Annotated in this window: 11 protein-coding genes; 6 read left to right on the forward strand and 5 right to left on the reverse strand. The window is 48.7% G+C overall.

Annotated features, from left to right (window positions below; genetic code table 11):
- Positions 1 to 9: 9 nt before the first annotated feature.
- From ACKPVM_RS07045 to ACKPVM_RS07055, 3 genes are all read left to right on the forward strand, one after another.
- Positions 10 to 894 carry a dihydrodipicolinate synthase family protein gene (locus tag ACKPVM_RS07045; RefSeq protein ID WP_409308105.1) on the forward strand — a complete coding sequence of 295 codons (885 nt, stop codon included), beginning with the start codon at positions 10 to 12 and terminating at the stop codon, positions 892 to 894.
- Between the two features lie 62 nt (positions 895 to 956).
- Positions 957 to 1,907 (forward strand): phosphoglycerate dehydrogenase, encoded by a 951-nt coding sequence (locus ACKPVM_RS07050; protein ID WP_409308107.1) that lies wholly within the window; start codon positions 957 to 959, stop codon positions 1,905 to 1,907.
- 366 nt (positions 1,908 to 2,273) lie between these two features.
- Complete coding sequence (locus ACKPVM_RS07055) at positions 2,274 to 3,587, forward strand: MFS transporter (protein ID WP_409308109.1); 1,314 nt, start codon at positions 2,274 to 2,276, stop codon at positions 3,585 to 3,587.
- Positions 3,588 to 3,716: 129 nt separating this feature from the next.
- Here ACKPVM_RS07055 and yacL read toward each other — a convergent pair whose 3' ends face one another.
- From yacL to ACKPVM_RS07070, 3 genes are all read right to left on the reverse strand, one after another.
- Complete coding sequence (gene yacL / locus ACKPVM_RS07060) at positions 3,717 to 4,079, reverse strand: protein YacL (RefSeq protein WP_409308111.1); 363 nt, start codon at positions 4,077 to 4,079, stop codon at positions 3,717 to 3,719.
- 168 nt (positions 4,080 to 4,247) lie between these two features.
- Positions 4,248 to 6,845 carry a bifunctional aconitate hydratase 2/2-methylisocitrate dehydratase gene (acnB, locus tag ACKPVM_RS07065; RefSeq protein WP_409308112.1) on the reverse strand — a complete coding sequence of 866 codons (2,598 nt, stop codon included), beginning with the start codon at positions 6,843 to 6,845 and terminating at the stop codon, positions 4,248 to 4,250.
- Between the two features lie 378 nt (positions 6,846 to 7,223).
- On the reverse strand, positions 7,224 to 7,901 hold the full coding sequence (locus ACKPVM_RS07070; protein WP_409308114.1) for an SAM-dependent methyltransferase: 678 nt from the start codon (positions 7,899 to 7,901) through the stop codon (positions 7,224 to 7,226).
- 89 nt (positions 7,902 to 7,990) lie between these two features.
- Between ACKPVM_RS07070 and ACKPVM_RS07075 the strand changes: the two genes are divergently transcribed.
- The gene (locus ACKPVM_RS07075) at positions 7,991 to 8,302 is read left to right on the forward strand and encodes an ArsR/SmtB family transcription factor (RefSeq protein ID WP_409308116.1); all 312 of its coding nucleotides are present in this window, start codon (positions 7,991 to 7,993) and stop codon (positions 8,300 to 8,302) included.
- Between the two features lie 63 nt (positions 8,303 to 8,365).
- Here ACKPVM_RS07075 and ACKPVM_RS07080 read toward each other — a convergent pair whose 3' ends face one another.
- Positions 8,366 to 9,208, reverse strand: a complete 843-nt coding sequence (locus tag ACKPVM_RS07080) for an alpha/beta hydrolase (RefSeq protein ID WP_409308118.1) — start codon at positions 9,206 to 9,208, stop codon at positions 8,366 to 8,368.
- 150 nt (positions 9,209 to 9,358) lie between these two features.
- Entirely contained in the window at positions 9,359 to 11,632 is a 2,274-nt protein-coding gene (locus ACKPVM_RS07085) for a TonB-dependent siderophore receptor (protein WP_409308119.1), read from the reverse strand.
- Positions 11,633 to 12,051: 419 nt separating this feature from the next.
- On the opposite strand from ACKPVM_RS07085, the gene ACKPVM_RS07090 reads away from it, so the two are divergent.
- Complete coding sequence (locus ACKPVM_RS07090; RefSeq protein WP_409308121.1) at positions 12,052 to 13,035, forward strand: helix-turn-helix domain-containing protein; 984 nt, start codon at positions 12,052 to 12,054, stop codon at positions 13,033 to 13,035.
- A 121-nt stretch (positions 13,036 to 13,156) separates the two neighbouring features.
- Complete coding sequence (locus ACKPVM_RS07095; protein WP_409308123.1) at positions 13,157 to 14,485, forward strand: MmgE/PrpD family protein; 1,329 nt, start codon at positions 13,157 to 13,159, stop codon at positions 14,483 to 14,485.
- The last annotated feature ends 74 nt before the right edge of the window (positions 14,486 to 14,559 follow it).

Below are 14,559 nucleotides of genomic sequence, written 5' to 3' on the forward strand. Positions count from 1 at the left end.
GAAAGATTAATGAGTAAGAAAATTGCTGGAGTACTCACTGCTATCGTTACGCCGTTTGACGCACAGGGTGAATTCAATCCTGCTGCACTGCGCCTTCAGGTACAGCGCCAAATGAAATACGGCAATGGTATTTTCTGTAACGGTACCAACGGTGAGTTTTTCGTTTTACATACCGATGAAAAAGTAGCGGTAACCGAAACATGCGTTGATGAAGTGGCGGGTAAAGTCCCGGTCGTTGGTCATATCGGTGAAATCTCTACACGCGAAACGATCAAGCTAGGGAAGCGCATTGCCGCACTGGGTGTCGATGCCGTCTCCGTGATCACCCCGTATTTTATTCCATTGAAACAAGAAGAGTTGATTGCTCACTATACCGCCGTCGCCGATGCACTAACGGTACCCGTCTTCCTCTACAACATTCCAGCTCGCACAGGTAACACGCTGGCACCAGAAACCGTACGTAAGTTGGCGGATCACCCAAACATCATCGGTATCAAAGACAGTGCAGGCAGCTATGAAAGCCTGAGTGGTTATTTGCAAGCGGTGAAAGGTGTAGAAGGCTTTAACGTTCTGAATGGCCCTGATTCACTGATTCATCAAGGTTTTGTTGATGGCTGCTCAGCCTGTATTTCTGGATTGGCAAACGTCGCGCCAGAACCCATCAGCCAGATCTGGCATCGTTTCCACGCGGGAGACATTGAAGGCTCTCATCAAGCTCAGGAACAAGTTGCTGAATTACGCAAGACGCTGTACGCCATTGCCTTCTCACCTGCCGTTGTGAAGAAAGCACTGACGCTGATGGGTCATGATGTCGGTGTCAGCCGCTACCCCATCCAATTCTCGGCTCAGGACGAAGAAAACATTCGTCGTATCGTGGCTCAGTTTGCCGGTTAAGACGACTGGCGGGGCCGCCCAGGCTGCTCCGCCAATATTCACTATGAGATAGGTATATAACAATGAAAGTTATTTCTACTTCTCCTTCTTTTGCGAAATACGACCAACAACCCATTATCGATCTTGAAAAACACGGGTTTGAAGTGGTCGCATTGCCAGCAGATACCCCATTGAACGAGTTAATACCGCATCTTAAAGACGCAGTGGCTATGATTGTGGCGTTTACAGAAGTGAATGCGGAACTTTTGCAACATACACCTCATTTAAAGATCGTCTGCAAACATGGTGTTGGCGTTGACAACATTGATCTTGATGAGACGCGCAAACGAGATATCTATGTGACTAACGTGCCCAATGCCAATAAGCATGCTGTCGCCGATTTCGCGTTCTCTTTGCTCTTAAACTGCGCCAGACAAATTTCCCAGGCAGAGAAACAAACCCGCGCGGGACAATGGCCAAGAATTTTTGCCACTGATGCCTATGGGAAAACATTAGGAATTATTGGATTAGGTAATATCGGCAAGCAGGTAGCATTACGCGCACGTGGATTTAACATGCGGGTGCTTGCTTATGATTTCTATCCCGACGAAAATTTTGCTAAAGAAAATAATATTGAATTCGTCACCTTAGATGAACTAACGAAAGAAAGTGACTTCATCACATTACATACGCCATTAACGCCAGAGACCCAATATCTTTTCAATGCCGAACGCATCGGCCAAATGAAAAACAGCGCTTATTTAATTAACGTTTCGCGTGGCGGCGTTGTTGATGAGAATGCGTTGTATCAAGCGCTTATCGAAAAGAAAATCGCAGGTGCAGCGGCTGACGTATTTGAAAACGAGCCAATTAAAACTCACTCCTTGTTTGAGCTGGATAACTTTATTCCGACATCCCATATTGCCGGTTATACCGACGGAGCCATTAGTGAAATCGGGAAACATTGTGTTGAACAGATTATCAACCATGTTATCCATCATCAAAAACCATTAAATATTATGAATAAGTTATAGACATACCCTTAAGTCATCCGAGTGACTGGAAGGCGACAAGCGAAGGACAAGACAGGATGTCTCTCATTTAATCCCGATGGGGAGAAGGCCTATGGATGGGCCAAGTCAAATTTCGCTAACGTATAAGTAACTTGAAATATGACGGGAATAAAAATAGGTAATTGATTAGAGACATTAATAACCCGATAAAAAAGTACCCTATACCCAAAATAATTCAAGTTTCAGGAAGGCGGCAAGAGAAGGAATCCCGATGAGCTTACTCAAGTAAGTGATTCGGGTGACTGAACGCAGCCAACGCACATGCAACTTGAAGTATGACGGGTATATATCGCCGGATAAATTATACCGACAGGATAACGAATAATCATGAATAATATCGCCGCAAAAAAAACATCAATACGTTGGTGGATCGCTGCATTAATGTGGTTAGCTATCGCTATCAATTATATTGATCGAACCGTACTCTCAGCCGCAGCCCCTCATCTTATTAGCGAATTACACCTAACGCCAGAGATGATGGGTTTCATTATGGCCGCTTTCTTCTGGTCATATTCGTTATTACAAATTCCTGCCGGATGGTTTGCCGATCGATTCGGACAAAAGAAAGGCCTGGGTTTAGCCGTTGCCTGGTGGTCAATTGCAACGTCTGCAATGGGACTTGCAACCGGATTCAAATCATTATTAGCACTGCGTGTCGCACTCGGGGTTGGGGAAGCGGCCGCTTATCCCAGCAATGCGGGGATTGCAGCAAAATGGTTCCCGGATCGCGAGCGAGCGACCGTATCGGGATTATTTGACAGCGCATCGAAATTTGGTGGTGCTGTTGCCATGCCACTGATCGTATGGATGATTTATATGATCGACTGGCGTTGGACATTTGCGATCATTGGTTCAGTCGGCATTATTTGGGTTATCGCATGGTATTTTATTTATGCTGAAAATCCGGAAGATCACAAAAAAATCAGCAAAGAAGAAGTTGATTATATCCGCAATGGCCAGGTACAAAAACATGGTTCAGGCACCAAGCTCCCCATGAAGTGGTACCAACTTTTACGCTATCGTAATATTTGGGCTATGTGTCTGGGCTTCTTTACCATCAATTACACGTCCTACTTCTTTATTACGTGGTTGCCAACTTATTTAGTCCAGGAAAAAGGAATGGACTTTATAAAAATGGGGATCGTCGCCGCGCTGCCATTATTATCAGGTATGATTATTGAAGTTATCGCTGGTTGGGCTTCAGATAAAATTGCACACAAGAAAATTTTGTCACTAACAGCAACCCGGAAATTATTCCTTACGATTGGTTTGCTAATGGCACTTTGTATTGGCTTTGCCCCACTTACTGATTCTGTTGTCCTCACGGTAATCTTATTGTGTATTGCTAAATCAGGTACAACAGTGGCAGCGTCTCAGGTATGGGCATTACCCGGCGATGTAGCGCCCAAAAATATGGTTTCTGTGGTCGCAGGGCTGCAAAACACGGTATCAAATATGGGCGGAGCTGTTGGACCAATTATTACCGGGGCGATTGTCGCCGCAACAGGATCATTTACCTATGCTTTAATTTTCTCTGCCGCATTAGTCCTATTGGGGATCATTAATTACCTGTTCCTGATGGGGAAAGTAGAGCCGATTTCTGTCGAGGAAGAATACGAATTATCAGAGTCCACCCGCTGATAAAAGGCACAGCAAAATTACGCTGTAAAAAATGATACCGATTCATATATTTCATCCGGTCCAGCTATGCTGGGCCGTTTTTTTAAGACAGCTTAGAGAATAAATATGGCTCAAATAATGAACCAGCGATTATTTTTCCTGTACAAACTCGCGATATTTCGCAGTCAAACCTAAAAAATCGTCCAAACCACACAGAGAGAGGCTTTCTTCATCGTAATAGCTCATGCCCTCTTCCATCGCATCCGTAGTGAATTCCAACTGATTAGCCTGAATGATCACCTCTTCCGCATCTAACAGCAGCGTGTATTCGTGGCCGATTTTTTGCCACTGTCGCTCGCTACCGGCAACGGAACTGGCGGCATGTTCCACTTCGTCCAGCACGGTCAGTTGGCCTTTCACTTCTTCATTGAACCAATGCCCGACCGCTTCATGTCCCATAGACATTCGCACAATTACCTGACCCGTTACATCCCGCAAAAATTCATAGTCCATGATGCCATCCTCACTGTGATGTCTCTTCTATTCAGTGTAGCGCCCCACCCGCTATGTCGCAGTGACCGGCCTTTCATCTTTCACGTTCCCCCTCACCACCAGCGAAAAATGGGCAGAAAAAAAGGAGACCGGAGCCTCCTTCAATAACGCGTGCGCAACTATAGCGATTTAGACTGCGCTCTGGAAGATCACGCCATCGGCTTTCTCGGTATATTGACCTAACTGGTCAAAATTCAGATAGCGATAGGTGTCCTGTGCCGTTTTATCCACCTGATCCATATAGACCTGATATTCATCTGGCGTAGGCAGACGTCCCAACAGCGATGCAACAGCAGCCAGTTCAGCCGAAGCCAGGTACACATTGGCACCCGTCCCCAAACGGTTCGGGAAGTTACGGGTCGAAGTAGAAACAACCGTAGAACCATCCGCCACACGCGCCTGGTTACCCATACACAGCGAACAGCCGGGGATCTCAATTCTCGCACCGCTCTTGCCGAAGACATTGTAATAGCCTTCTTCGGTCAGTTGCGCCGCATCCATTTTAGTTGGCGGCGCCACCCACAGACGGGTTGGCAACTGGCCTTTGTGGCTATCCAGCAATTTACCCGCCGCACGGAAGTGACCAATATTGGTCATGCAAGAACCAATGAAGACTTCATCGATCTTTGCGCCCTGCACATCAGACAACCAGCGAGCATCGTCAGGATCGTTTGGCGCACACAGGATTGGCTCTTTAATTTCAGCCAGATCGATATCGATGACTGCGGCATACTCCGCATCCGCATCGGCTTCCAGCAACTGTGGATCAGCCAGCCATTTTTCCATACCCTCAATGCGACGTTCCAGCGTACGGCGATCGCCGTAACCTTCCGAAATCATCCACTTCAGCAGTACGATGTTGGAGTTCAGATACTCGATGATCGGTTCTTTATCTAATTTGATGGTACAACCCGCCGCAGAGCGCTCTGCCGAGGCGTCCGTCAATTCAAAAGCTTGCTCGACTTTCAGATCTGGCAGACCTTCGATTTCCAGAATGCGACCCGAGAAAATGTTCTTTTTGCCTTTCTTCTCGACAGTCAGCAAACCTTGCTTGATCGCGTACAGCGGAACAGCGTGAACCAGATCGCGTAACGTAATACCCGGCTGCATTTTACCTTTGAAGCGCACCAGAACAGATTCCGGCATATCCAGCGGCATCACGCCCGTCGCGGCAGCAAATGCAACCAGACCGGAGCCCGCCGGGAATGAGATCCCGATAGGGAAACGGGTATGTGAATCGGCACCAGTACCGACTGTATCAGGCAGCAACATACGGTTAAGCCAGGAGTGAATGACCCCATCGCCCGGCCGCAAAGACACCCCGCCACGGTTCATGATAAAGTCCGGCAGCGTGTGGTGAGTCGTCACGTCAACTGGTTTGGGGTAAGCGGCCGTGTGGCAGAACGACTGCATCACTAAATCGGCAGAGAAGCCCAGACAGGCCAAATCTTTCAGTTCGTCACGCGTCATCGGCCCAGTGGTATCCTGCGATCCCACCGACGTCATTTTCGGCTCACAGTATTCGTTTGGTCGAATCCCCTCGACGCCGCAGGCACGCCCCACCATTTTCTGCGCCAACGAAAAGCCCTTCTTACTGGCTTCCGCCGCTTTGGCTACGCGGAATACGTCGCTGTATGGCAAATTCAGAGACTCACGTGCTTTAGATGTCAGGCCGCGACCCACGATCAACGGAATACGCCCACCGGCGCGAACTTCATCAAGTAACACGTCAGTTTTCAACTCAAACGTCGCCAGTACTTCGTGGGTATCATGACGGCAAATCTCTCCCTTATAGGGGTAGATATCAATCACATCGCCCATATTCAGGTTGCTGACATCCACTTCAATCGGCAACGCTCCGGCATCTTCCATCGTGTTAAAGAAGATTGGCGCAATTTTACCACCCAGCACCACGCCACCGCTTCGCTTGTTAGGCACGTGCGGAATATCATCGCCCATGAACCACAGAACCGAGTTAGTGGCCGATTTACGCGAAGACCCCGTCCCGACTACGTCCCCGACATAAGCCAGTGGGAAACCTTTCTTGTTCAGTGCTTCAATTTGTTTGATTGGGCCAACCGTGCCCGGCTGATCGGGCTCAATACCTTCACGAGCATTTTTCAGCATGGCTAATGCATGCAGGGGGATATCAGGGCGCGACCAGGCATCAGGTGCCGGAGACAAGTCATCGGTGTTAGTTTCACCGGTCACTTTAAAGACAGTAACGGTAATTTTTTCCGCCAGCTCGGGACGGGACAGGAACCAGTCAGCATCGGCCCAGGATTGAATGACCTGTTTGGCATAAGCATTACCGGCTTTAGCCTTTTCTTCCACGTCATAAAAGTTATCGAACATCAGCAGGGTATGAGATAACGCTTCAGCAGCGATAGGGGCTAAGGCTTCGCTATCCAGCGCATCAATCAATGGATGAATATTGTATCCACCTTGCATTGTGCCCAACAGCTCAACGGCTTTCTCTGGTGTCACTAAAGAAGAGGTCGTCTCACCTTTCGCAATCGCCGCCAGAAAACCGGCTTTCACATACGCCGCTTCATCAACGCCGGGAGGCACGCGGTTAATCAGTAGATCAAGTAGAACGGTTTCTTCACCCGCCGGTGGATTCTTTAGTGACTCAACCAGCGCCGCCATCTGCGCGGCATCTAATGGCTTGGGAACAATTCCCTGTGCAGCCCGGTCGGCCACGTGCTTACGGTATTCTTCTAGCACGACTTTCTCCTCGCTCTCATTGTCTTCGTTATGCCCGGCGCTCTTGTTCCCGGTCTTAATGTCCATGCCTGGGTGTAAGCTTGTGGATGTAAGGTAATAGAGTGTCCGGCCCAGCCTCGTCAGCATATCAGGATTTGAATTGATTGTTAAATTGTTCACATAATAGCAACATTAATTTTTATTGAATCATCCTGACCGTTTTATCTGCCAGAAACGAGTCTTATCCATGCTGACCTCCGCAGAATAGCATGCTCCTGATGGCACAAACTATCCCCAATAGCGTGAACCGCTTATCCCACACAGTGTAGAACACGCAGAGCGTGTCGTGGTATACGCAACAAATCCGTCACCGTGGCCGTTATCGTAAAAACGCAACCCTCACCTTTTCTGCGCAACCAAATCGATGAGTGCTGACAGACCATGATGAGATTGTCCCTCTTTCAATATCTCGTCATAGGAACGTAAATGGAGAATATCTAACTCACCAAATGCTGTTCGCAACAATGATTCACTGTATAGATGCTCAACCGCAGCAGGGCCACCGGTTCCATAATTTATTTGTTCTTCCCGATACCCTTGCAATATCACTAATCCGCCAGGATTCAGCGTCGTGCACATCCCCGTGAATAGCTTCTGACGAAGAACCGGGGTGGCAAACTGAAAAAAAATGCCGACGACCGCATCAAAATGTTCGCGCTGCCAGTCCCATTCGCTGAGATCGGCACATACCGTATTCAGCTCAACCCCACGCGCAGCGGCTAACGCGTCAGCTTTCTGTTGTCCAATCGAAGAAATATCAACCGACACCACATCCAACCCTTGCTCGGCCAACCAAACACCATTACGTCCCTCACCATCGGCCACGGCAAGCACGCGCATTCCCGGACAGAATCGATGACGTTGTGAAACCAGAAATGCGTTAGGTGTCGTACCATAAACATAATCACTTGTGGCATAACGCTGGTTCCAGAAGTGGCTATCCCATACACGCTCCTTTTGGGAGACGAGCTTACCTTCTGATGCCAAATTACCCATTATTTTATCTTTTGCCGTCATCAACAAACATCTCCAGAAATCGATTGCATATGCTTTCGTCAATATATTAGATTTACCTAAATTATCAAACGTAGTATCACGGTGGCAACATGGCATTAAATGAACAAGATCGGATCTTCTTACAGGAGGGGGCATCCAAAGCCTCGGCACTGCTGCGTGCGATTGGCAACGAAAACAGGCTGCTGGTGCTTTGCCTGCTGATCGAGCAGGGTGAAATGTCAGTCGGCGCACTGCTTGAACATATTCCCCTTAGTCAGTCAGCGCTATCGCAGCATCTGGCTAAAATGCGCGATGAAGGGTTGATCGCCTATCGGCGCGAATCTCAGACGCTGTACTACCGCATAGAAAATCGGGACGTGGAAAAAATTGTGGCAACGTTAAAAACGATCTTTTGCCCTTGATTTCAACAGCATCAAAAGCATCGGTGAACACATTCTGCCATTCGGTTTGCTGACACGCTCCTGTTAGCGAGAGCCATGAAAATGAGAACGTAAAGCATGTTGTAGCGCAAACAGCGGCACAGATTGGTGTGACTGCTCAGGGTAGATATCCAATTTCACCGCTAAATTCGATGAACGATTCTGTAATGACCACGATAGTTCGCGAATACCATCAACCATGCGTCGCTGATACCGATGCTGACGCAACACCTCACGCTGCTCATCGGGCAATTGCCATTCCCAAGGTTCCAGCGATTGTTCATATTCCCCCACGGATAAAGACAAACTTACGCGCTGCGATAGCCTATCGGGATTAAAACGCGCCGCCTGTTGCATAAGGTAACCACCATTCCACCAAACGGAGGGGCTGGCGGCATAAAAATGCTGAAAATTCTGTGGGGCAGCCAGCAGCGTATCAACGGTAAATAAGCCGCCATAAGAGTGACCAAACAACGCTTCACGCCGATGATCAATGGGATATTTACTGGCAATAAATGGCTTTAACTCGGTCTGGATAAACCGTCTAAATCCTTCTGCATCACCCGCCATCCCCGACGGATAAAACCCGCCAGACGGATTAACTTCGGGCACAATATTCTCAACGGCCGGGCGATAATCCCGTTCACGTCGCGTTGTGCCGTTATAGTCAATGGCGACAACCATACCGCTTTCCATACCACAGCGCGGGCGACCCAACGCCTCTATTAATGCAACCGCGACAGGAAAGTAGCGAGCGCCATCCAGCAGGTAGATAACCGGCCATCCCTGCGACGGTGACGGAATATCAGGACAAAAAGACATAATGCGGTAACACCCGCACGCCGACGAAGTGAACATCTCATCATCGGTATTACGCAACTGATACATTCCGACGTCCCGCCCTCTCGTCATGGTTAACATATTGTCGGTCAAACAAAAAATCCGGTGGGGTAACTTACCCACACCGGAAATAATCGTACGATTACGCGTTGTCTCTTCCTATCAGCGCCAACCGAAAATATCGGTTGGCAATATGGTTTAGAAACGGGTATTCAGGCTGACAAAGAAGGTTCTACCCGGCTCATTATACGTTGCAGCACCTGCCCCACTCATATAAGACACAACCCCATTGCTGGTATTATCAGTGGTCTGCGCGTTACCTGCCCGATATAAGCGCTTATCTAACAGATTATCCACCCCCACAGTGACGCTGGCGTATTTGTTAACGTCATAAGTACCACTTAGCCCAAAAATGGCATAAGGACTTAATTCATTCGTACCACTATCCGTTACTCGCTTGCCTTGATAGTCGTATTTTTTCGGTTTCTGACGCCCATACCACGTCATATCCGCCATGAGAGAGAGCGCTTCCGTCGCTTGCCAGCTTACCGATGAATTCAACGTAAACTCAGGAATGGTAGACAAATACTCGCCAGTCTCTTTATTTTTACTCTCAATCATATAGGTAATATTGTTATTCCAATTAATGTCCTCGCTAATAGGGACATTCAGTGTTCCCTCAAGCCCTTGAACTACCGCTTTCGGAATATTATCCCATTGGAAAACACGTGTACCATTGGACGTTCTGGAAAGAACGGTAGTCCCAGCCTCAATTTTGTTACGATAATCATTACGGAAGTAAGTCACGCCAGCCTGATAACCATCACGATTAAACTCAATACCAATTTCTTTATTAATACTGGTTTCTGCGTTCAGATCTTCATTACCTAGCAGATAACAAGGTGTTCTGGTTCCAGCGCATCCTTGCCCTTTACTATAAAGCAAGTAATCACTGTTGAGTTGATACAGGTTCGGCGCTTTGTAAGCTCGGGCAATGCCCATTTTCAGGGTAAAGTCATCTCCCAGCCCCTGCGATAAATTCAACGACGGGCTCCAGTTGGTTCCGACCATACTATGGTGATCCACACGCAATGCAGGTGTTAACATAGTACTGGAACTTAACTCCACGTTATCTTCGACAAACATGGATGCAATACGTGCCGACATGCGATCGCTACGTGTACCTGTTGGGTAACCGTCGATTGTCCCGCCACTAAGTGCTTGTGAATTCGACACAGGATCTTTCATCTTTTGCTCTGACCATTCCACGCCAACCGTTGCCGTTTGATTGAACAACGCTTCAAACGGGATATTGACCTCACTGTGCGCAGTAACGGTGTCCAATTTAATGGTACTGAACAAATCCCCCGATGAGAAAATCCCTTCCAGCCCTCCGGCCAGGCCTTCAGCTAATCGGGTATTCTGCGTGCGTTCATATTGCAGATATGACATAGCACTGACCCCACTGTCCCAATAGCCGCGATGGGTGACAGCATAATTCTGCCGATACATGCGATTGGTTTCACGACCATAGTTACTGACGACATAGGCGTTGCTGTTAGTGTTCTGAGTATCACCGGCATAAATATTTCCCTGTCGACTCACTCCGGCCTCAAACTCCAGAGACTGTTGCTTGGTGATATCCCAGCGCAACGCGCCGTTGATATCTTTGTTACGCACGCCTTCTCGCCCAGCGGCTAGAGTATCCGCATAAGCGCCCACGCGTTCCGACTGATGGCCTTTATTGATATCTCTGGCATCAGCCTGCGTTTTATTAATATTACCGAACAGACGGAAACTGAGGTTATCCGTTAACCCTCCCATCAGGCTGAAATCGGTACGTTTGGTTGCCCCTTCAGCCTTATGTTCCGGCATGTTCATGTAGGTATTCCAGGTGCCGTGCAATTCATCCGTTGGCTGTTTGGTGATAATGTTCACTACCCCGCCTGCCGCACCGTTGCCGTAGCGAGCAGCCGCAGGACCACGCAGCACTTCAATCCGTTCAACCATATCAGCAGGAACCCAGTTGGTATCACCACGGGTATCACGCTCACCACGCCAGCCATAGCGTACAGCGTTACGACTGGAAATCGGTTTGCCATCCACCAGAATGAGCGTATTTTCTGGCCCCATGCCACGAATATCGATCTGACGGTTATTTCCCCGCTGACCACTGGTCGAATTACCGGTTAAATTCACCCCCGGCATGGTACGAATCAACTCGGATAAATCGTTGGTAGGAGGACGCTTACTGATATCTTTGGCCGTGATCACCGACACGCCCGGAGCCTGTCGCGTTTGCTCTGCGGCCGTCACCACCATCGTATCGCCCGATGTGGTATTATTTTTAACCTGAACAGCAGGTTCTTCAGCGGTCACATCTGTCGTTTGTGCAACCGTCAGGAAAGCGCTCATCCCACAGCTAACGCCAATGAGAGTCGCCAAATAGTGGCGTGGTTGTGGTAGTTTCATCAAAATCATCCTGCCCTGTCATCAATGGGTCAATCGTCTGAATAGACGTTCTGATGCCGCCGCAGATGAAGACAGGCGCAGCGGGCAATCAGCAACGAGCTAAATAAAGGCGGAGAGAAAACCGGCAGAAAATACGTTTATTATCAAGGAAGGCATCGTCTTTCATTTCCAACATACGCCGTTTGCATACGTATTATTTTCATCAGTCAGTCACTTTTTTCCGCAGTGCCGAAAATGGGATAAGCCAATAGCGATGTGGGTCAACCCGACGAAAAATGCTATTGAGAAGTATTTGCATTACCATTTTGGCGCAGTCATTGTTACATTTGTCGTTCAGGATGAGGTTTGCACTAACAGCAAACTGCTTTGCCAAAACATCAAAATGGCGGGGGATAACCAGACATTACAAAGGGGGAATCATGCAAAATACTATTCCGTCGTCAAAATCCATCTATAAGAACCATCTTGTTGAACAGTCCAGCCTTCTATCGAATGATTACCGTGTATTCGGTCCAAAATGGGTAGATGACACACCGGTGCTCTTTGGTAGCTTCAGCGTGACCCAGCTAAACCAGCATGTGACATTGCATACTGCCGATGTACTCAACCTGCATAACATGAAGACGCAGGGAATCCTCAGCAGTTCGATAAAACTAGCCATCGTTGTTAACGGCACCGCGCACGTGACATTTGGAGAACAGCAGTTGCATCTGGGCGATCAGCAACCGGCGTCACTAATCATGTTAACCGAACCCACGCTGTTTACACGCACGGGCAAACGTGATGAATATGAACGCACAATTTCACTGACTTTCAGCCGCGAATGGCTGTACGGCAATCTGCTTGATAGCGTCGACGACTGGCAAGCTATTTATGATTTTACGCAAACACACCTCGCCACCCACCTGTGGACACCTTCGCGCCATGCGCTGGCTATTGCCCTGCAAATACTCAACGCGGAACCCTGCAAAACACCGCTCCAGCGCCTCTATCTTGAAACACAGTGTATGAATCTGATCATCGAAGCCTTCACCTCGTTGACCGCCAGCGCAACACAGGAAAAAACAAATGGCGTCACGTTACGGGGCTACCATCGTATCCAACAGGTAAGAGACATGTTGGAAAGCGGTGCTGCCGATCGGCTTTCTATGAGTGAGATCGCCAAGAGCGTTAATATGAGCGAAAGTACGCTACAACGGCATTTTCGTCAGACGTTTAACATGACAGTATTCGAATACCTGCGAAATTGTCGTTTGCAACGCGCCATGCTGGCGTTGAAAAAAGATGGAATTGGTATCGCACAGGCCGCCAGCATCGCGGGCTATAATAGTCCAGCCAATTTCGCTACGGCTTTGCGACGTGCATTTGGTATCACACCAGGGCAGATTAAAGATCGCTTCTGAATCCTTATATAACGCAATCAAATACCATATTTCATTTGGTTATTAATCCCCTATCATCGGCGCACAGTAGATTAAGGTATCTTTACTATCGATCTTCTTCACTGTCGACCTTCTTCTGCTTATGACCAACCCAACAGATTTAACAACGACGTTTGCTCAACGGATTACATGCAGTTTACCTAATCAGTTGGCAATTGATGCGGCACGTCTCGGCGTAACCGATTTTGTTGCTACCGCACTACCCATTACCCAAGGTGCAATTACCGATAGCGGACTACCGTCGCTAAAGCAGGTTTTCAGCGGCAATGACAGTCAAACCACAAGCTTGATTCTGGGCTATGTTGGCCATGCACTGGACTTCGATGATTACCATCTGGCCTTTCGAGGGCATCCCAGCACAACAATATTACCGGCGCTGTTTGCACTCTCGGCAGAGTATCCGCACATCACCGAGGAAGCCTTTCTGATTGCCTATGTTATTGGCGTTGAAGCCGCAGGCAGGCTGGGTCTGGCTTGTGGATCTCGCCACTATAGTCTCGGTTACCACAACACCGCGACATTAGGTGCCATCGCTGCAACTGCGGCGGCGGCTCGTTTACTCGGTGCATCGGTTGAACAAACGAAGGTAGCGCTCGGGCTGGCAGCGACGCAAGCGGCGGGTTTACGCGCACAGTTCGGCTCCGCCGCGAAACCGCTTCACGCCGGGCTTGCCGCCAGAACAGGCGTCACCGCGCTCAAGCTCTCACTGGCGGGTTTTCATGGCAATACAGAACAGGTTATCGACGCTTTTCTGGTTGCGCATGGTGATGGGAAACAACAACCAACGCAGCTCACCGCATCCTGGGGAACGCCGTGGCGTATTCTTTCTCCCGGTCTGGAATTCAAACGTTATCCGACTTGCGGGGGAACACACAGTGCAGCGGAAGCGGCTTTTGAACTCAGAAAGCAATGGAACGCACAGCATGGTGTCAAACCACTGACGGATAGCGTAGCGCGTATCACCGTTTCTTTCCCACCCGGTGGTGATATCGCGCCCTTTATCCACAGAGCAACAACGGGAGTTGAAGCTCGTTTCAGCCTGGAATACGTGATTGCTGCGGCACTGCTGGAAGGTGAACTAAAACTGGAGCGGTTCACTGAAGAACCTGTGGTTCCTGATATTCTGGCACTGGCCGACAAAGTGCAGCGCGTTGCCGACGAAACCGCGCCACCAGACGAACTCGATCCTGATGCCCGTTTCCATGAGGTGACTCTGTATTTACATGATGGTTCCACACTCACCAAACGTGTTACCCGCCGGGAAACCGCAGATAAACCCACAGATCTACAGGCAAAACTACAACAAACGATAGGTTCACTCCCACATCTGGATAGCAACCACATCGCCAGGCGTTGTGAACTCAGACAAGCTGGCGATTTACACTATCTACTGGGAATACTGTTTCCATAAATACCGGCGTTCATCAACAACCACGCTGAAAGTGGATGTGGCCAACCTAAGGTTGGCCACGAGGGAAATGATTT

This window comes from Pectobacterium hainanensis, assembly GCF_046237015.1.
Lineage (GTDB): Bacteria > Pseudomonadota > Gammaproteobacteria > Enterobacterales > Enterobacteriaceae > JBJYIN01.